Genomic DNA, 18,994 nt, shown 5'->3' with positions numbered 1-18,994 from the left:
TGGGGGTGGGGTGAGGGTGGGCGTGGGGGTGGGGTGAGGGCGGGCGTGGGGTTGGGGTTGGGGCGGGTGCAGGGTGCAGGGTGCAGGGGGCGGGAGACGCGGGCGGGGGCGGGGGCGGAGGACGGAGGTGGGTGAGGGAGACGGGGGAGGGGAGACGGGGACGGCGGACGGGAACGGCCCGGCAAGTCGGGTGCGCGGAAGCGCCCCGACAGGGGCGCGGGGAACTGCGCGACCAGCCCCCACCGGACCCGCGGCAAATCACCACGTCCACCCAGCGGAGCCTCCCGCGAAGCCCTCAACCCCCGTCTCCGACCAGCGAAGCGGGCCGCCCGCCCGCCCGCCGAGAGGCCCTCAAGGCCTCACCCCCAGCAGTTCTCCAAGCCGTACGCCGTGTCCTTCGACGCAACCCCACCCTGCGCCTTGTCGCTGATCAACGTGACCCCGGTGTCCGTGTATCCGGACGCCTTCGTCCCGTCCTTGGCGTACGCCACCACCGCCTTGACACCCTCCGCCGCCATCTTCAACGGATACTGCTGCGAAGTCGCCGCGATCTTCCCCTCCTTGACCGCCTCCGTCCCGGTGCAGCCGCCGTCGACGGAGACGATCAGTACGTCCTTCTCCCGGCCCTTCGCCTTCAGCGCGGTGTAAGCCCCCAGCGCCGCAGGCTCGTTGATGGTGTAGACGACGTTGATGTCCGGCTCCTTCTGGAGACAGTTCTCCATCGCCGTCTGGCCCTTGGCCTGGTCGCCGCCCGTGTCCTGGGCGCACACGACGTCCTTGTCCGTCGCGCCGAAGCCCTTCAGGAAACCGTCGTGACGCTGCACGCCGACGGAGACACCCGGCGCGAGGTCGAGCGCCGCGATCTTCGCCGTCTTGCCGGCCATCGCGGCCTTGGCGTACTCGCCGATCAGCTCACCGGCCTTGAGGTTGTCGGTGGCGAAGAGGGCGTCCACCGCGCTCTCCGGGTCGGTCGGGGTGTCCAGGGCGATGACCAGTACGCCCTTGGCGCGGGCCTTCTCGATCGCGGGCACGATCGCCTTGGAGTCGCTCGGGGTGATCAGGATGCCCTTGACCCCGGCGGCGACCATGTTCTCCATGGCGGTGACCTGCCCGGCGTTGTCCCCGTCGAACTTGCCCGCGGCGGTGGACAGTTGGGCGCCGTTCTCCTTGGCGGCCTGCTCCGCGCCCTCCTTCATCTTCACGAAGAACGGGTTGGTGTCGGTCTTGGTGATCAGCCCGACCTTGACCTCACCCGAGCCCGAGCCCGAGCCGGAACCCGACGAGCCCGATCCGGAGCCGGACCCGCAGGCCGTCATGGTGAGCGCCGCGACACCCGTGACCGCGGCGGCTCTGAGGAGGGAGGAGGACAGGCGCGTGGTGCGAGACATGATCGACTCCTGTGGGATAGCGAGCGGCAGGGAGTTGGGATCGGAGCATGCCGCCCCGGGATGTCATCGTTGACTTATGTCATCGTTGACACTGCCTGGCGAGGATGATGGACTCCGCTTCCCGGAAACGTCAATGCCCTGCGCTCGTCACAAATCGGCAAACCTCCGCGACCACCGCCCACTCCGGTGGCCCAACAGGAGATCGCGGCCGAACCGTTGACGCACCGGCCGGATTGGCTCCATCATCGGGCCACTCGTTGTCATCGATGACACAAGTCAACGATGACACTCCTTGGCGACGTCGTGGACGACGGCGTCGCCAAGGCGTCACCTTTTCGGTCGGATCCGCCCTGCTTTCGGCCGAATCCGCGCCGGGCACCAGGCTTCGCCGCCCGGACGGCCGCAGCACAGGAGACCCCATGAGCGCTGGACGCGTACCCCGGCATGCCCGCACCCGGATGATCGCGGCGATGGCGACCGCCTGCGCCCTGTCCGCAGCCCCGCTCGCCCCCCGGGCCGTGGCCGCCGACACACCGCCGTACACCGAGACCTACCGGCCCCAGTTCCACTTCACGCCGGAGCGGAACTGGATGAACGACCCCAACGGACTCGTGTACTACGAGGGCGAATACCACCTCTTCTACCAGTACAACCCCAGCGGCGACTCATGGGGAGACATGTCCTGGGGCCACGCGGTGAGCGCTGACCTGGTGCACTGGACGGAACTGCCGCTCGCCCTCTCGCACGACGCCGACGAGATGGTGTTCTCCGGCAGCGCGGTCGTCGACCGGGACAACACGACCGGCTTCGGCACGACGGCGAACCCGGCGATGGTGGCGATCTACACGAGCCACAACAACACAACAGGCATCCAGTCCCAGTCGCTCGCCTACAGCACCGACCGGGGCCGCACCTGGACGAAGTACCAGGGCAACCCCGTCCTCGACATCGGCTCCAGGGACTTCCGCGACCCCAAGGTCCAGTGGTACGCGCCGACGAAGAGCTGGCTGATGACGGTGTCGCTGTCCGCCGAGCACAAGGTGCGCTTCTACACGTCCAAGAACCTCAAGGACTGGCAGCAGCAGAGCGAGTTCGGGCCCGCGGGTGCGACGGGCGGGGTCTGGGAGTGCCCTGACCTGTTCCCGCTCGCGGTCGACGGCGACCCCACGAGGATCAAGTGGGTCCTCGTCGTCAACATCAACCCCGGTGGTGTCGCGGGCGGTTCGGCCGCCCAGTACTTCCTCGGCGACTTCGACGGCACGAGGTTCACCGCCGACGACAAGGGCACGTACACCCCGCCCGCAGGCACGGTGACGCAGGACTTCGAGGGCGGTACCTACGGCGGCTGGACGACGACCGGCACCGCCTTCGGTACCGGCCCGGCGACCGGCGCGGTGGACGGCCAGACCCCGGTGGACGGCTTCGAGGGCAGTGGCTTCGCCAACAGCTTCCACGCGGGCGATGCCTCCACCGGCACCCTGACCTCGCCCCCCTTCACCGTCGACAGCGACTACCTCAACTTCAAGGTGGGCGGCGGCAGGCACCCGCACACGGACGCGACGGCTCTGGAACGGGAGGACCCGCCCGAGGGCACACTCCTCGCGGACTTCGAGGGCGGCACCTACGGCGCCTGGACGACAACCGGAAACGCCTTCGGCACCGCACCGGCCACCGGCACCCTCCCCGACCAGCAGTCGGTCTCCGGCTTCCTGGGCGCAGGCCTGGTCAACACCTACCTGAACGGCGACACGACGACCGGCACGCTGACCTCACCCGAGTTCACGATAGACAAGGCGTACGTCAACTTCCTTGTGGGAGGCGGCAATCACCCCGCCACCACCGCCACAACTGCCACCTCCGCAACCTCCGACAACCGGACCGCGATCGAACTCCTCATCGACGGCCAGGTGGTCCGCAGCACCACCGGACAGAACCGCGAGGCACTCGACTGGGCCTCCTGGGACGTCAGATCCCTCGCGGGCAGGAAGGCGCGGATCAGGATCATCGACGACAACACCGGCGGCTGGGGCCACCTGAACGTCGACCACATCATGCTCTCCGACACCAGGGCCCGCCCCGTCACCCAGGAGACGTCCGTCAACCTGATCGTCGACGGCAAGGTCGTCCGGAGCGTCACGGGCACGGACAGCGAGACCCTCGACTGGGCCTCCTTCGACCTGCGCCCGTACGCGGGCAAGCAGGCACGCGTCCAACTGGTCGACATGAACACCACCGGCTGGGGCCACATCCTGGCCGACCGGTTCACGAAGGCGGACACCCCGGCCAAGTCAGTGGTGCAGCGCGCGGACTGGGCGGACTACGGCAAGGACTACTACGCGGCGGTGTCCTGGGAGGACGCGCCGGACGGCAAGCGGTACATGATCGGCTGGATGAACAACTGGGACTACGCCGGCGCGGTCCCCACCTCCCCCTGGCGCGGCGCGCAGAGCGTCCCCCGGGAGATGGCCCTGCGTACGGTCGACGGCCAGGTCCGGCTGACCAGCGAGCCGGTGAGCACCCTGGAGTCCCTCCGGAAGCCGGCCCCGGCGACCGCGACCGGCGTCACGGTCGCGAACACCGCCGAGCCCCTGATCGGCCCGGCGGCCGAGGGCAAGGCCCTGGACATAGAGGCGACGTTCTCCGTCGAGGACGCCGACCGCTTCGGCCTGAAGGTGCGCACCGGCGCCTACGGCGAGGAGACGGTCATCGGCTACGACACCACGACCCAGGAGCTGTACGTCGACCGCACCCACTCCGGCGCCGTCGACTTCAACGCCACCTTCCCGGGCGTACAGACCGCGCCGCTGAAGGCGGAGAACGGCAAGGTGAAGCTGCGGATCCTCGTCGACTGGTCGTCGGTGGAGGTCTTCGGCGGCAACGGCGAGGCCGTCATCACCGACCAGATCTTCCCCGACCCGGCCAGCCAGGGAGTGCAGATCTTCGCGGAGAACGGCTCGACGAGGCTGGACGAGGCGACGGTCTGGCAACTCGACTCCGCGCACGAGTGACTCGTACGACCGACTCGCACGACGGACTTCAGCAACGAACCCCCGTAACGAACTCCCGCAACGGACAAGGACACGAACTGTGAAGAAGACCCTGCTGGCCGAGTTCACCGCCCGCGAGGGGGCCGAGGAGGAGGTGGCCCGCCTGATCGGGGACTACGCCCTGAAGGTGCGCGAGGAGGAAGGGAACGTCGTCTTCGACGTCTACACCAAGGCGACGGCCCCGCGAGCCTTCTGGATCTTCGAGGTGTACACCGACGAGGCCGCCTTCCAGACCCACCTGAAGGCACCGTACGGCGCCCCGTTCAACGAACTCCTGGTGCCGCTGATCGAGGAGGACGCGTCGGTACTGACGTTCCTGGATCGGCTGGCCTGACCTTGCACGCTCCGGAGGCGCGCGCGAGCGGCCACGGGTGAGGTTGGAGACATCTGCCGCCTCGTGTGGCGATCCATGGGCTTCTGCGGCTCACGGGGGAAGGGCAGGTGTCGTGCCGACGCCCGGCACGAACTGGTCCGACGAGCGTCCGCCACACCGTCGCCAGAGGTTGAAGAACAAGCTGAACCTGAGAGATCGAGATCGGGTTCGAGATCGGGTTCGGGTTCGAGTGATGTCTGAACGCTAGCGAGTAGGTCAGGCCGCAACCAGCGAGGCCTGGATGCGGCTGACGGCACGCAGGATCTCGTCCCGGTTTCTCGCCCGCTTGATCCATGCCGGAAGACGGGCCACCAACGTCATCTTCTGCCCGGTGTCGTACCACGGCGCTCGTTCCCGAAGCGGTGCCTGGACGAAACGACGGATCAAGTCGAGATGTTCGAGTGTCGACCGTTGACCGCGGCCAACCCTCACCCCCGGTCGGCGACGAGGGACCAGACCTCCACGTCATGTCGGACGTCGTCCAGCGTCAACGCCGAGCGCAGTACCCCCTCGCGCTCCATGCCGAGTCGTTTCGCCACCGCGATGCTGCCTACGTTCCCGGTCGCCGCCGACCACTCGACCCTGGACATGTTCCGGCTGTCGAAAGCCCAGTCGATCATCAGTCGGGCGGCCCGTGTCACCAGCCCGCGGCCCCGTGCCTCCGGTGCGAGCCACGCGCCCAACGAGCAGTTTCCGGTGCGGGCGTCGAAGGTGGCGAACCCCGCTCCGCCGACGAGCAGGCCGTCGAGCCAGATGCCGTAGAGCCGCCGGCCGTCCCGGGCCTGGTCGTCGGCGTAGCCCTGCAACCAGCTTGTGGCCTTGGCCGGTTCGTCGATGTCCTTCGCCCACGGCATCCAGGGCGCCAGATGGGAGCCGGAGCGTACGACGAACTCGTAGAACTCCTCGGCCCGCCAGGGTTCGAGAGCGCGGAGCTCGGCTCCTTCGGCGACGGGGTGACTGAGCACGGGGCTTCCGATCGGCTGCGCGAGTGAGGCGTGCGGTGTGGGTTGTATGTGGGTGGTGCATCAGGCTCAGGCCATCCAGAGCCGCCTGGGTGAACGGCCGAAGTCCCTCGGCTGTCAACGGAGTTGTGGTTCTGTGCGGGATTTGCGCAATCTTACTGCTCAAGACTTCAAGTACTTGCGCGGTCGCACAACTGGATCATAGAGTTCCGGTCGTCCGAGTCGTCCGGCGCTGATCGCCGTTCTCCCCACACTCGGGCCTGTCCGACAGTCGGCGCCCTTGAGCATCACCACCTTCGTACTCAGACGTCTCGCCAGCGGCCTGTTGCTCCTGCTGGCCCTCAGCCTCCTGGTCTTCGCGCTGCTCGACGCGAGCCCGGGATCACCGCTCCAGTCCCTGCTCGGCACCCGGCCGGCGACACCGGAACTGGTCGCTGAACTACGTGCCCGCCACCACCTCGACGAGCCGTTCGCCCTGCAGTACCTGCACTGGCTCTCCGACGCGGTCCGTCTCGACTTCGGCCGGTCGATCTCCGTCCAGGCGGGCACACCGGTCGTGGACATGGTCTACGGCCGGGCCGCGCTCAGCGCGGAACTGGCGGCGTACTGCCTGCTGCTCGTCCTGCTGCTGGGCGTCCCCCTGGGCCTGATCGCGGGCATCCGGCACGGCCGGACGGCCGACCGGAGCATCTCGCTGCTCGCCACGGTCGGCTTCGGCGCCCCCGTCTACGCCCTTTCCGTCGTCCTGCTCTACGTCTTCGGCGTCGCCCTGGGCTGGTTCCCGGTGTACGGCGCGGGGGAGGGGTTCGCCGACCGGGTCACGCATCTGACACTGCCCGCCGTGGCGCTGACGACCGTCCTGTCGGCCGTCGTCGTACGGCAGACCAGGGCGGCCACCGTGACGGTGCTGCGGCAGGACTACCTCACCTTCGCCCGGCTGCGCGGACTGAGCCCGGCGCGCGTGCTGATCCACTACGTGCTGCGCAACTGCGCGCCCCCGGTGGTCACCAGCGCCGGCATGCTCCTCATCGCGCCGCTCAGCGCGGGCATCTTCATCGAGCAGGTGTTCTCGCTGCCCGGCATGGGCTCCCTGCTGCTGACGGCGGTGGCGGCCGAGGACCTCCCGGTCGTCCAGGGAACCGCGCTGCTGCTCGGCGCCCTGGTGGTCCTGGTCAACCTGCTGGTCGACCTGCTCGGGTTCCTCCTCGACCCGAGGGTCCGGCTGCACGCGGCCGGGGAGCACTGATGGCGGATATGACGGATATGGCAGATACAGACACAGCAGACATGGCGAACCCCGTCCCCGCTCCGAACCCCGTCCCCGCTCCGGGCACCGCCTCCGCACGCGAGGTGTCGAGGCGCTTCCGTCCCCCCGTGCTGGTCGCGCTCGCCGCGTCGGGTGTCGCCGTCATCGCGCTGCTGGTCGTGGCGGGCGGCTGGCTGACCCCGTACGACCCCGGGCAGCAGGACCTGATGCGCGGCGCCGCCGGTCCCGGTGACGGGCACTGGCTCGGCACGGACGCCCTGGGCCGGGACGTCCTGTCCCAGCTCGTCGCCGGCGCGCGGACCGCCGTGGTCGGCCCGCTGTGCGTGGCGGCGGGCGCGCTGCTGCTGGGCGTTCCCCTCGGCGTGCTGGCCGGATACCGCGCAGGCGGCCTGTTCGACGCCGTGATCAACAGGTTCGCCGACCTGGTCTACGCCTTCCCCGCGATGCTGCTGGTCGTGGTGGTGGTCGGGACGATCGGTGACGGCTACTGGTTCGCCGTCGCGGTCGTCACGCTGCTGGTCCTCCCGGCCCAGATCCGCCTCTGCCGCAACACGACCCTCGTACAGGCCCGGCTGCCCTACGTCGAGGCCGCCCGGACCCTGGGTCTGCCCGCCGCGCGGATCATGTTCCGCCACATCCTGCCGAACATCCGGCCCACGGTCCTCGCGACCCTGCTCCTCGACTTCGGCGGAGCGCTGATCAGCCTGTCCGGCCTGTCCTACCTGGGCCTCGGGGTCCCACCGGGCACGCCCGACTGGGGCGAACTGCTGCGCCAGGGCCAGACGCTCCTCGCCGTCAACCCGTACATGTCCCTCGCCCCCGGTCTGATGATCATCATCGCCACGGTCGGTGTCACCCTCCTCGGCGACTGGCTGTACGACCGAGGCACCGCCGGGACGGACCCACGATGACCTACGACGCACAGACCCGCCGGACGCGTCCGGACCGGGAGGCCGACGGGACCGGCAGGACCAGCGGGATTGGCGGGGCCGACGGGGCGCTGTTGTCCGTACGCCGCCTGCACGTGTACGCGCGACCGGACCGCGCCCACGGCCCGCGCACCCTGGTCCGCGACGTCGGCTTCGACCTCGCGCCCGGGCGGACCCTCGGGGTCGTCGGTGAGTCCGGCAGCGGCAAGACCCTGACCGCCCGCGCCGTGACGGGCGTACTCGACGACGGACTGCGGGCCGAGGGCCAGGTCCTGTTCGACGGGATCGAGCTGCTGGGCAGGCCGGAGCGGGAACTGCGTCCCCTGCGCGGCGGCCGGCTGGCCATGGTGTTGCAGGACCCGTTCACCGCGCTGAATCCGCTGCTGACCGTCCGGGCGCAGCTGCGGGAGTCGCTGGCACCGGGGACGCGCCGCGACCGGGTCCTCGCCTCGGCCGAGATCTCGCGCCGCCTTCGGGAGGTGGGGCTGGACCCGGACACGGTCGCCGGCCGGTACCCGTTCCAGCTCTCCGGCGGGATGCGGCAGCGCGTCGCGATCGCGGCGGCGCTGGCCCGCGATCCGGAACTGCTCATCGCGGACGAGCCGACAACGGCCCTGGACGCCACGACCCAGGCAGAGGTCCTCGCCCTTCTGCGACGGCTGCAGGCCGACCGGGGTATGGCCCTCCTGCTCATCACGCACGACCTGCGCGTCGCGTTCTCCGTCTGCGACCGGGTGCTGGTGATGTACGCCGGTTCGGTGCTGGAGGACGCCCCGGCTGCCGCCCTCGCCCGCTCGCCCCGGCACCCCTACAGCCTCGGCCTGATGCTCGCCGAACCCCCCGTCTCCCACTTCGTGGACCGGCTGGTCTCCCTGCCCGGCCAGGTGCCGGCCGCCGACGGCGTCGCCGACACCTGCGCCTTCGCCGACCGCTGCGAGTGGCGGCGCGAGGTGTGTACGACGACCCGCCCCGGGCTGACCCCCTTGCCGGAGGAGCGCGCGTCCGCGTGCGTACGGATTCCCGAGATCGACGACGAACTCCGCACCCGCCTCCTAGGCCGTGTCCGTAAAGTCCCGCCTGCCCGGCGACGCCCGGCACGCCCTCTCGCCGCACCGGGCGAAGCCCCACGTACAACCAGTACGAGGGACTCCGCCCGGCACGCCGAGAGCACGCACCGAACGCCGCCGGGCCCGCCCTCCGGGCGGACGACGGGACTTTACGGACACGACCTAGTCCCCACCACCCCGGGCACACCGCCCGTCACCCCCGACGGCGCCCCTTTCCTCACCGTCGAGGGCCTCGGCAAGACCTACGGGAGGTCCGGGACGTACGGGCGGATGTCCTCGTTCGCCGGGCCGACCAGGTCGAGTAGATCGGTCAGGTTGAAAGGGACGACCACGGAGCCGATGGCCCTGCGCGACGTCTCCTTCGAACTCCGCGAGGGCGAATCGCTGGGCGTGGTCGGTGAAAGCGGCTCGGGCAAGACCACGCTCGCCCGCTGCCTCCTGGGCCTGACCAGGCCCACCACGGGCACGATCCGGCTCGGCGGTGTCGATGTCAGCGACTATCGCAAGCTGAGGCGGAAGGAGCATCGCGAGGCACGGCGTCTGGTCCAGATGGTCTTCCAGGACCCCTACTCCTCCCTCAACCCCAGGCTCAGCATCGGCACGACCCTGGGCGAGGCGGTCACGGCGGGCCCCGATCCCGCACAGCGGCCCGCGGAGCTGCTGGAGCGCGTGGGCCTGCCGGCCTCGTACGCGCGAAAGCAGCCGGGCGAGCTGTCCGGCGGTGAGCGGCAGCGGGTCGCCATCGCCCGCGCGCTGGCGGTCCGCCCCAGGCTGCTGGTCTGCGACGAGCCCGTCGCGGCGCTCGACGTGTCGGTACAGGCCCAGATCCTTCAACTGCTGCGCGAGGTGCGAGCCGGGTACGGCACCAGCCTGATCGTCATCACCCACGACCTGTCGGTCGTCCGCCAGTTGACCGACCGCGCCCTCGTGCTGCACGGCGGCGAGATCGTCGAGAGCGGCGAGACCGCGGCCCTCCTCGACTCTCCCCGCCACCCCCACACCCAGCGACTCATCGCCTCGATCCCGGGCGGGAACTGAGCCCTGCCCGGACCCCCTCCGCACCCCCCGAACCTCCCCCCCCCCCCGGCACCTCCCCCCGCACAGAACGGAACCAGGAAACAAGATGCCCCCCACCGTGCCCGGCCGATCCGTCAGGTCGCTCTCGCGGCGGACGATGCTGTCCGCCGCGATCCTCACCGCCCTCACCACCGTCGCCGCCACCGCCTGCACCAGCGGCGACGACACGGCGACCACGGGGACGAGGAGAACGACCGACAAACCCATACCCGTGCTCGACTGGGCGCTGCCCAACGCGCCCGCGTCGCTCGACTACGCCAAGAGCTACGACAACAACACGACCGGCGCCGTCATGTCCCTCGTCACGGAACCTCTGGAGAGGGTCTCCAGCACCGGCGCGTTCACCCCGAACCTCGCGGCCTCGGTGACCCAGCCGGACACCACCACCCTCGTCTACCGGCTCCGGCCGGGGCTGAGGTTCTCGAACGGCGAGGAGCTGACGGCACAGGACGTCGCCTGGAGCATCGGGCACTTCACCGCCGCCACGGCCCAGACCGCCGCCCTCGGCCAGCAGGTGGGCGGAGTGAGCGTGACCGGTCCGCTGGAGGTGACCGTGCGGCTCAAGGCGCCCGCTCCGACGGCGCGTGCCGGTATCGCCCTCGCGACACTCGTGCAGAACGCCGGTTTCGCGAAGGCGCACGCCAAGACCCTGGGCAACGCGGGCAGCGCACCCGTCGGCACGGGCCCCTACCAGGTCGACTCCCAGACGGCGGAGAAGATCACGCTGGTCCGGAACCCGAACTACACCCGGACCAGGCCGGCCGCGGACAAGGTCGTCTTCTCCGTCGTCCCCGACGACACGGCCCGCCAGCTCGCCCTGCGTTCCGGCTCGGTCGACGGCGGCCCCGTCACCAACCGCAAGAGCGTCGCCCAGTGGAAGGCCGTACCGGACGCGACGGTCCACGCCTCCCCGTCCCTGTCGCAGAACTTCCTCGCCATGGACGTCACCCGCGCGCCCTTCGACGACGTGCACGTCCGCAGGGCCGTCGCCCACTCGATCGACGTCGCGGGTGTCATGAAGGCCGGCTTCGACTCGTACGCCCAGCCGATGAAGGGGCTGGTCCCGGCCGGGGAACTGGCAGGCGTGGCCGGCTCGCGGCGGACGGCGGAGGCCTTCCTGGACGGCCTGCCCCGGTACGGGCTCAGCGAGGCCGACGCCAGGGCCGAACTGGCGAAGTCGGCGCACCCACAGGGCTTCTCGACGACCGTCGAGTACGTCAAGGACTACCCCTGGCAGGAGTTCACCGTCCTGAACCTCCAGCGGAACATGCGGGCCTTGGGTGTGAAGATCACCCCCAAGCCCGTCACCGCCAACGCGTGGTACGCCAAGTTCTTCAAGCACGAACTGACGGGCATCACCCTGCCGTTCGGCTTCGGGGCGAGCTACCCGGACCCGGCCCCGCTGCTGGGCAAACTCGTCGGCGGCACCAACATCGGCCCTCAGAAGATCAACCTCGCCAACTGGACGACCCCCGAGGTCGACAGGGCCCAACAGGTCGTCGCCACCGCGGGTCCCCGCACCGCCCGCTGGATCGCCGCACAGACGATCCTCACCCAGGTCGCCGACCAGGTCCCCTATGTCCCGCTGTTCACCGAGGACGAGGTCTACGTCCTCGGCAAGGGCCTCGCCTTCGACAAGCCGGGCATCACGTCCTTCGACCTGTCCAACGGCAGCTGGATCTTCTCGCTGAAGTCAACAGCCTGACCGGGGGACCGGCCCGGCCCGGCCCAGCACAAGGCAAGGGCCCAATCCGTCGGCCTGGGGAGCCCGGAGCCCGTGGGGTTCTCGGGGCAACAACCATCTCGGGGGAATGACCATGAGGAGGAACTGAAGTGATCCGTGTCTCGCGCGCAACGGCCGCTGTGGCAGCGGCTGTTGCGCTCGCGCTCGCGTTGGCGGCACCGGGGACGGCGCTGGCGGCGCCTGAACCGGGGCCCGGGCGGCCGTCCGCTCCCGTGTCTCCGGGACTTCCCGAAGGCTGGCTGACCACCGGCTCCGGGGAGTCGGCGGAGCTGGTGTGGCGCTCGCCCGAGAAGGTGCCGGTGGGCGACGCCCAGGTCGAGTTCCGCAGCGGGGAACGCCTGTTGGGCATCCCCAGACCCGCAGCGGACGGGCGCACCTTCCGGCTGCCGCTCGACGGGGTGCGCCTCGGAACGTCGGACGACCTGCGGGTCGAGGCCGCGGGCCGCCGTCTGGACGCGGCCGGAGTGAACGACGCGGCCCGTGAGCGCCGTAGATCTGACAGCTCGTCAGATCCGGTCGCCCCCCGTCTGTCCCGGGCGGCGACCGTGAACAAGGTCGACCCCGGCGTGCCCGGCTCGTACCGCACGACTTCCGGCGAGTACTCCCTGCCCTCGGTCCATCTGCCCGGCTACGCCACCGAGGTGGAGATGAAGGCCGTGGTGGTCGCGCCGGAGAACGCCACCGGCAGCCGCCCGCTGGCCCTGTTCCTCCACGGGCGCCATGTGACCTGCTTCAAGGGCGACGACGTAACCCTGGAGTGGCCGTGCCCGGCCGACTACGAGTCGGTGCCGAGCTATCGCGGTTACCTGCACGACCAGCAACTCCTCGCCTCCCAGGGCTATGTGACGGTCTCGATCTCGGCCAACTCCGTCAACGCCCAGGACTGGCAGGCCGACGACGCCGGCGCCCAGGCCCGCTCCTCGCTGATACGGCTGCACCTGGCCCACTGGGCGGACTGGGCCGCCGACCCGGCCACGGCCCCCGAGGTCGTACGCCGGGCGCCCCGCGCCGACCTCGGCCGGGTGCTCCTGGTGGGCCACTCCCGTGGCGGCGAGGGCGCCGACAGGGCCGCACTGGACAGCCTCACCCCACCCCCGGCCGACCAGGACGGCTACCACGGCGAAACCCGCTGGACGATACGCGGAACCGTCCTCATAGGCCCCACGATCTTCGGCCAGAACCCCGCACCCGACGTGCCGTCGGTGACGATCCTGCCGGGCTGCGACGGAGACGTCATCGACCTCCAGGGCGAGCAGTACGTCGACGGCACCCGAGGCGTCAGCCGCGGCAAGGCCCTGCACAGCGCGGTCTACATGACGGGCGCCAACCACAACTACTTCAACAGCGAGTGGACCCCCGGCCAGGCCACGGCACCGGCAGGCGACGACTTCCTGTACGGCGGCGACGAGCACGACCCCCTCTGCTCACCCGACACCGCCACCCGGCTCACGGCCGAGCAGCAGCAGAAGGCGGGCTCGACGTACATAGCCGCCGCGGCCCGGCTGTTCGTCGCCGGTGACGACCGGGCCCGCCCGCTGCTCGACGGCACCGACGCGCGCGCCGCCTCGGCGGGCCCCGCCCGCGTCCTCACCCACGCCGTCGGCGCCGCCCGCACGGGGGCGTTCCTGCCCGCCGCCTCCGCCAAGGTCACCGGCGGCAGGCTGTGCGCCCAGGTGGACCCGGACCCGGCCGTCTCCTGCCTGGACCCCGCCCTCCTCACCGCCTCCCCGCACTTCGCCCAGTGGCGCAGGGTGTCCCCCGGCAAGGAGCCGGACCGCTACGCGCTGGCCATGAACTGGAGCAGTGCCGGCACCGCCACCACGCTCAGCCCCGCCCACCCGGTCTCCCTGCCCGGCGCGACCTCGCTGAGCCTGCGCGTGATCGTCCCCCCGAACACCACCGGCACCGAGCTGGACGTCGCCCTCACCGACACCTCCGGCAGACGGGCGGACCTCGGCCGGGTCCGCGTAGACGGCGTACCGGGCACCGCCCGCACCTCCTCCTACTGGGCACGCGAGGTCCGCGTACCCCTGTCCGCCGCCACCCGGGAGCGCATCGACCTCGCCCACGTCAGAACCCTCCACCTCACCCCGCGCACCGACTCCGGCACGGCATGGCTGGTGGACGCCTACGGCTGGCGCCCCGGCACCCCGGTCGCCGAGCCCGCGCAGCTCGCACGCGTGGACGTAGGCCACCTCACCGTGAAGGAGGGCGACTCGGGCACCCGCACCTACCAGGTGCCGCTGCGGGTCTCCGGGTCGGGCGGCGGCGAGGTCCGGCTGTTCGTGGCCGAGCCGGGCAGCGACCACCTGGTCGCCCGTACGGTGAAGGTCCGGGCGGGCACCCGGGTCGACGTGCCGGTGACGATCGAGGGCAACACCCGCTACAGCTCCGACGACCTCCACCGGGTGGCCGTCAAGACCGTACGCGGCGCGGTGATCGGCTCCTACCTGGGCGGCGTCACCGCCGAGAACGACGACCCCCGCCCCACGGTGACCATGACACCGATCACGGACCAGGTCACCGAGGGCCGGCCACTGCTCTGGCGAGTCACCCTCTCCGCCGTCGCCGACGTGGCCACCTGGACGGACCTGGAGATCCTGCCCGTGGCCGAAGGAACCGAACTCTCCACGAAGGACGTCCCCGCGACCTGGCTGGACGAACACTTCGGGGCCTCCCCCGACCCCGAACGTCCCCTGTCCGCAACCCTGCCGGACGGCACCCTGCTCATGTCCGAAGTCCCCGCGGGCAGCCTGACCGTCGACATGCCCGTACCCACCGTCACCGATGACCGGACCGAGGACCCGGAGTCCCTACGGCTGCGCCTGTGGACCTACGACGAGAACGGGGAGGCGATCGAGGGCCCGCAGTTCACGGGCACGGTACGCGACGCCGCCTAGCGGAGTCCCGGTGCCGTCCGAGGTGCCATGAGGTGCGGTGCCGTCGGCCTCCCCGTCCCGCCGGGAGAACCGACGGCACCGCACCCTCCGCGCGCTCTCACACCACGGCGCCTGAATCCCGCGCCTGCCCGCGCCGCTCCAGCGGACCACGCGCCCCGCTGTCCCCGCCGCCCTTGGGGCCCTTGGGGCCCTTGGGGCGCCCTGGCGGCGTCGGCCAGCTGCCCTCAAGCTGCACGGCGATCGGCACGGCGGTGAACACCGTCGACGCCATACCGATCACCACGCCGGCGATCAGCGCCACGGAGAAGTCCGCGAGCGAGTCACCGCCGAGCACGGCCAGTGCCGCCAGGATGAACAGCGCGCCCATACCGGTGTTCACCGTGCGCGGCAGCGTCTGGACGACGGCCCTGTTCGCGGTGGTCTCCAGGTCCGCCGCCGGATCGCGGCGGCGTGCCTCGCGCACCCGGTCGAAGACGACGACGGTGTCGTTGACGGAGTACCCGATGACCGTGAGCAGGGCCGCCAGGAAGACGCTGTCGACGGGCTTGCCGAGCCAGGCGAACAGGCCCACCACCAGCAGCACGTCGTGCACCATGGCCGACACCGCCGCGGCGGCGAACGTCCACCGGAACCGTACGCTGAGGTAGATCAGCTGGGTCGCGACGGCGATGCCGAGCGCGATGAGCGCGTGCCGGCGCAGCTCGTCGCCGAAGCTCGGACCGATCAGCTCGTCCCGCTCGACGGTGACCTCGCCGCCCTCCTTCGCCAGCGCCGTTCTGATCGTGTGCTGCTGGTCGTTGCTCAGCGCACCGGTGCGTACCGAGATGTCCCCGTCCCCCGACTCCTGCACCACCGCGCGCGGGAACCCGGCGTCCGTGACCGCCGTACGTGCCGCGTCCACGTCCACGGGCCTGCTGGTGCTGTACTCCACCAGGCGCCCGCCGGTGAACTCCACCCCGAACTCCAGGCCCCGTACGCCGATCCCGGCGACGGCGACCACGATCAGCAGCGCGCTGACGCCGAGCCAACGGCGCCGGTGGTGCACCAGGCGGGGGTCGCGGTGCGCGAGCCACGCACGCACCCGGCCGGTGGAGGTGATCCCGGTCAGGCCGGGCCGGTCGCGCACGAAGCGGCGCCGGACCGCGAAGTCGGCGAGGACCCGGGTGATCACCAGGGCCGAGATCATCGAGACGAGGACACCGATGGAGAGCGTGACGCCGAAGCCCTTGACCGGTCCGGTGGCGAAGAAGAAGAGCAGCCCGGCCGCGAGCAGCGTGGTCACGTTCGAGTCGACGACCGCGCTCCAGGTCTTGGCGAAGCCGATGCTCAGCGGCTTGTCCAGTCGGGTCGAGCCCGACTTCAGGACGCGGGCGCCCAGATACTCCTCGCGGGCCCGCTCGAAGACCAGCACGTTCGCGTCCACGGCCATGCCGATCGCCAGGACGAAACCGGCGAGTCCGGGCAGGGTCAGGGTCGCGCCCAGAGCGACCAGTACGGCGTAGGAGATCAGCCCGTACAGCGCGAGCGCGATGGTGGCCAGGGCGCCGAGCAGCCGGTATACGACGAGGATGAACAGCCCCGTCAGGGCGATCCCGATGACCGCGGCCTGGGCGCTGGCGGCGATGGCGTCGGCACCGAGCGTGGGGCCGACGGTGCGCTGCTCCACGACCTGCACGGGCACCGGCAGCGCACCGCCCTTGACGAGCGCGGCCAGCTCGCGGGCCTCCTCCCGGTCGAAGCCGCCGGTGATCTGCGTGGCGCCGCCGGAGATGCCGACCCCGCACGCCACCTCCGCGCCGACGCCGGGCGCCGAGAGGACCTTGCCGTCCAGGACGATGGCGACGCGCCGCTCGGGGTCGCCCTGCGGGGCACAGGCCGCCGCCCCGGTGACCCGTGCCCAGTCCTTGCCCGCCTGCCCGCGGAAGGTGAGGTTGATCAGCCAACCCGACATCTTCTGCTGGTCGAGCACCGCCTCGGCGTCCTTGACACCCTCGCCGGTGAGAGCAGCGGGCCCGAGCTGGAGAAACGCCCCCTTCTGGTCCGGGTCGGCCAGGGTGCGCGAGCCGTCCTTGCCCGGCTTCCCCTTGTTCTGGTCCTGCTTGTCCGTCGCGCCAAGCACCGGGTGGACGGTCAACTGCGCGGTACGGCCGATGACTTCGGCGGCCTCGCGCGGGTCCTGTACGCCGGGCAGCTCGACGATGATCCGCTGCTGCCCGGACCGGTACAGGCTCGGCTCGGACACGCCGAGCGCGTCGACCCGCTGACGGAGCACCTCCAGGGCCCGCTGGGTCGATTCGGCATCGGCCTTGACGACGGGTGAATCCCTGGTCTCCAGGACGATCTGGGTGCCGCCGCGCAGGTCGAGGCCGAGGCGGGCGGACTGGGTGAGAGCGAAGAAGAGTGAGGCGGCGATCACACCTAGGGCGATGATCGCCCGCCACATGGGCGCGCGGGACATGGGTTCTCCACGATGGGCAGGCAGACGGAGTCGACGTCTGCCCCGGGCGCGGAGGCGAACGGTCAGGCGTCGATACGGACTTCGGTGCTCCATCGGGACGGCGGGCCGCGCGGACGATACGCGTGAGCGCCCAGGCCCGCCCCCGCGGCAGAGGCCGCCACGGCCACGCCGGGACCGCCGACAGCACGGTGCGGGGCCGAGTCCCTGGCGCCAGGGCCCAGGAAGGGGTGCAGCGGATACGGCACGGAGTCGGCGTGCCCGAGCACGGAGTGCGCCACGGCGAGGGGCCGCTGAGCGTCAACGGCCGAGGCCGCCGACGCGGTCGCTGCCATGCCCGCCGAGAACGGCCGGGACACCGGCGCCGACTTGGCCGACACCGGCAGAAGGAAGGCCAGGACGGCGAGCAGCGCGGAGAGCACGACGGTGGCCGGGTGCGCGGGACGTGCACGGTGCTGCTGCACGACTCCTGCCCTCCCCCGTCAAGTCGCCGTACGGAACCAGCAGTTGAGCACTGTGACCAGACGGCTCGGCTCACCCGCCCGTCAGTGACACGAACGCCGCCGGACGCCCGGAGGTTCCCGACTCACCGCAGGAACACTGCTGCGGTGAGTGGGGTGCCGTCGAGGTCGCCGAGCGTTTGCACCGGGCGGAGAAGGACAGCCGCTGATCTACCTGCTCGACACGGCCGACCTCCTGCTGTGTGCAGCGCGCCGAGTTCCTGTACAGCTCCCGGGATCGTCGCGAGTACGACGAGATCGCGGAGCTGTTCTCCGACCTCTGTCCCGACGCGGCGATACCGAAGAACGCCGGACGGTGGATCAGCGCGGTGACAACGGCGCGCGAGGACGAACCCCATGGACGACCTTCTGTGACATTCTGGTCGGCCGCTGGGACGCGGTTCCGATCGAGGTCCGTCACTTCGACATGATGAAGTCCAGGGCGAAACCGGGAGCAGTCGTCCAGTAGGTGACACGCTGGAAGTCGTTGGCGTACAACACCTCGACGGGCATGGGGACATCGATCGGCTTGCCCGCGCTGCTGCCGGGCGTACGACCCTGGAGGCCGAGGGTGATGCTTCTCGCCTCGTACTCGTCCATGGGGCCGTTGACGAGCAGACCGGCGTATGCCTCCTCACCCGGAGCGAGGGTGACGGGCACTCCCGGGTGCGGGTCGCTCTCCTCGATCACACGAGCCGTGGTCAGGCCGGCGCCGAGCCGCACGAGAGGGTAGCGGAAGAGGTTGCACTTCTTGTCGCCGGCGTTCTGGACGGTGAGGAGGAGGTGCCTGGCGTCCTCGCTGTCCGCAGGCTCCTTCGTGGCGGACACCCCGAGGACCTTCTGGTCGCAGATGGCGACGGCGCCTTCGGCGCCGCTGCCGCCCGAGCGGTGCGTCACCGCGTCGCTGGCCTTCCCACCGATCGTCAGCGGCCCGGTGGCGGAGGCCTGTGCCGACACACCACATCCGAGAGCCAGGACGAGACCCGCGGCCACGGCCGCACGGCGGCTCGTAAGGGACTTCACGTACATATGCGTGTTCCTCTTCTGATCGACATTCGACATTCGGTATTCGGTACTTGGAATTCGATATGCGGTCGGCCGCTTCAGCCGGTGCGACGGCCACAGCATCGGATGCCTCGTGAGCCTGGGACAACGCCTGCCCCCGCCGCGCAACGGCGGGACGATCCCACCCCCGACGACCTGCGGAGACAAGGAAGCCTGGGATGCCCGTCCGGGATGGGGAACCCTCTGAGGCCGGCGTTCCGGACACCTGCCCGTGGCGGTG

At 70.8% G+C, this 18,994-nt stretch carries 12 protein-coding genes and 1 pseudogene; 7 read left to right on the top strand and 6 right to left on the bottom strand.

All coding sequences use genetic code 11. The features are described 5' to 3' along the window. Positions 1-359 precede the first annotated feature (359 nt). Entirely contained in the window at positions 360-1,388 is a 1,029-nt protein-coding gene (locus CW359_RS32975; RefSeq protein ID WP_105973866.1) for a sugar ABC transporter substrate-binding protein, read from the bottom strand. 419 nt (positions 1,389-1,807) lie between these two features. Here CW359_RS32975 and CW359_RS32970 point away from each other — a divergent pair, with 419 nt between their 5' ends. Further along, positions 1,808-4,396, top strand: a complete 2,589-nt coding sequence (locus tag CW359_RS32970) for a GH32 C-terminal domain-containing protein (RefSeq protein WP_105973865.1) — start codon at positions 1,808-1,810, stop codon at positions 4,394-4,396. Positions 4,397-4,475: 79 nt separating this feature from the next. Then, positions 4,476-4,769, top strand: coding sequence for a putative quinol monooxygenase (locus tag CW359_RS32965; RefSeq protein ID WP_105973864.1), 294 nt, complete (start codon positions 4,476-4,478; stop codon positions 4,767-4,769). A gap of 255 nt (positions 4,770-5,024) precedes the next feature. Here the strand turns inward: CW359_RS32965 and CW359_RS32960 are convergent. Both CW359_RS32960 and CW359_RS32955 read right to left on the bottom strand, forming a co-directional pair. After that, a pseudogene (locus tag CW359_RS32960) lies at positions 5,025-5,210 on the bottom strand (hypothetical protein); the annotation flags it as partial. A 26-nt stretch (positions 5,211-5,236) separates the two neighbouring features. Further along, the gene (locus CW359_RS32955) at positions 5,237-5,773 is read right to left on the bottom strand and encodes a GNAT family N-acetyltransferase (RefSeq protein WP_105973862.1); all 537 of its coding nucleotides are present in this window, start codon (positions 5,771-5,773) and stop codon (positions 5,237-5,239) included. Between the two features lie 277 nt (positions 5,774-6,050). Here CW359_RS32955 and CW359_RS32950 point away from each other — a divergent pair, with 277 nt between their 5' ends. The 5 genes from CW359_RS32950 (at position 6,051) to CW359_RS32925 (ending at position 14,754) form a co-directional block, all read left to right on the top strand. Continuing rightward, entirely contained in the window at positions 6,051-7,016 is a 966-nt protein-coding gene (locus tag CW359_RS32950; protein ID WP_105973861.1) for an ABC transporter permease, read from the top strand. A 41-nt stretch (positions 7,017-7,057) separates the two neighbouring features. Next, a complete protein-coding gene (locus CW359_RS32945; protein ID WP_105973860.1) occupies positions 7,058-7,948 on the top strand; it encodes an ABC transporter permease in 891 nt (296 codons plus the stop codon). After that, positions 7,945-10,071, top strand: coding sequence for a dipeptide ABC transporter ATP-binding protein (locus tag CW359_RS46810; protein WP_232838717.1), 2,127 nt, complete (start codon positions 7,945-7,947; stop codon positions 10,069-10,071). The genes CW359_RS32945 and CW359_RS46810 overlap by 4 nt, the downstream gene beginning before the upstream one ends. An 85-nt stretch (positions 10,072-10,156) precedes the next feature. Continuing rightward, on the top strand, positions 10,157-11,815 hold the full coding sequence (locus CW359_RS32930) for an ABC transporter substrate-binding protein (RefSeq protein WP_105973859.1): 1,659 nt from the start codon (positions 10,157-10,159) through the stop codon (positions 11,813-11,815). Positions 11,816-11,943: 128 nt separating this feature from the next. Beyond that, positions 11,944-14,754, top strand: coding sequence for a hypothetical protein (locus CW359_RS32925; RefSeq protein ID WP_105973858.1), 2,811 nt, complete (start codon positions 11,944-11,946; stop codon positions 14,752-14,754). A gap of 97 nt (positions 14,755-14,851) precedes the next feature. On the opposite strand, the gene secD is transcribed toward CW359_RS32925, so the two are convergent. The 3 genes from secD to CW359_RS32905 all read right to left on the bottom strand — a co-directional run bounded on the left by secD (position 14,852) and on the right by CW359_RS32905 (position 18,738). Continuing rightward, positions 14,852-17,212 carry a protein translocase subunit SecD gene (gene secD, locus CW359_RS32920; protein ID WP_105973857.1) on the bottom strand — a complete coding sequence of 787 codons (2,361 nt, stop codon included), beginning with the start codon at positions 17,210-17,212 and terminating at the stop codon, positions 14,852-14,854. A 62-nt stretch (positions 17,213-17,274) separates the two neighbouring features. Beyond that, positions 17,275-17,673, bottom strand: coding sequence for a hypothetical protein (locus CW359_RS32915; protein ID WP_105973856.1), 399 nt, complete (start codon positions 17,671-17,673; stop codon positions 17,275-17,277). Between the two features lie 453 nt (positions 17,674-18,126). Further along, positions 18,127-18,738 (bottom strand): DUF4232 domain-containing protein, encoded by a 612-nt coding sequence (locus CW359_RS32905; protein WP_105973855.1) that lies wholly within the window; start codon positions 18,736-18,738, stop codon positions 18,127-18,129. Positions 18,739-18,994: the final 256 nt, after the last annotated feature.

Source organism: Streptomyces geranii (assembly GCF_002954775.1).
Lineage (GTDB): Bacteria > Actinomycetota > Actinomycetes > Streptomycetales > Streptomycetaceae > Streptomyces > Streptomyces geranii.
This window is presented reverse-complemented; position numbering and strand designations above follow the sequence as displayed.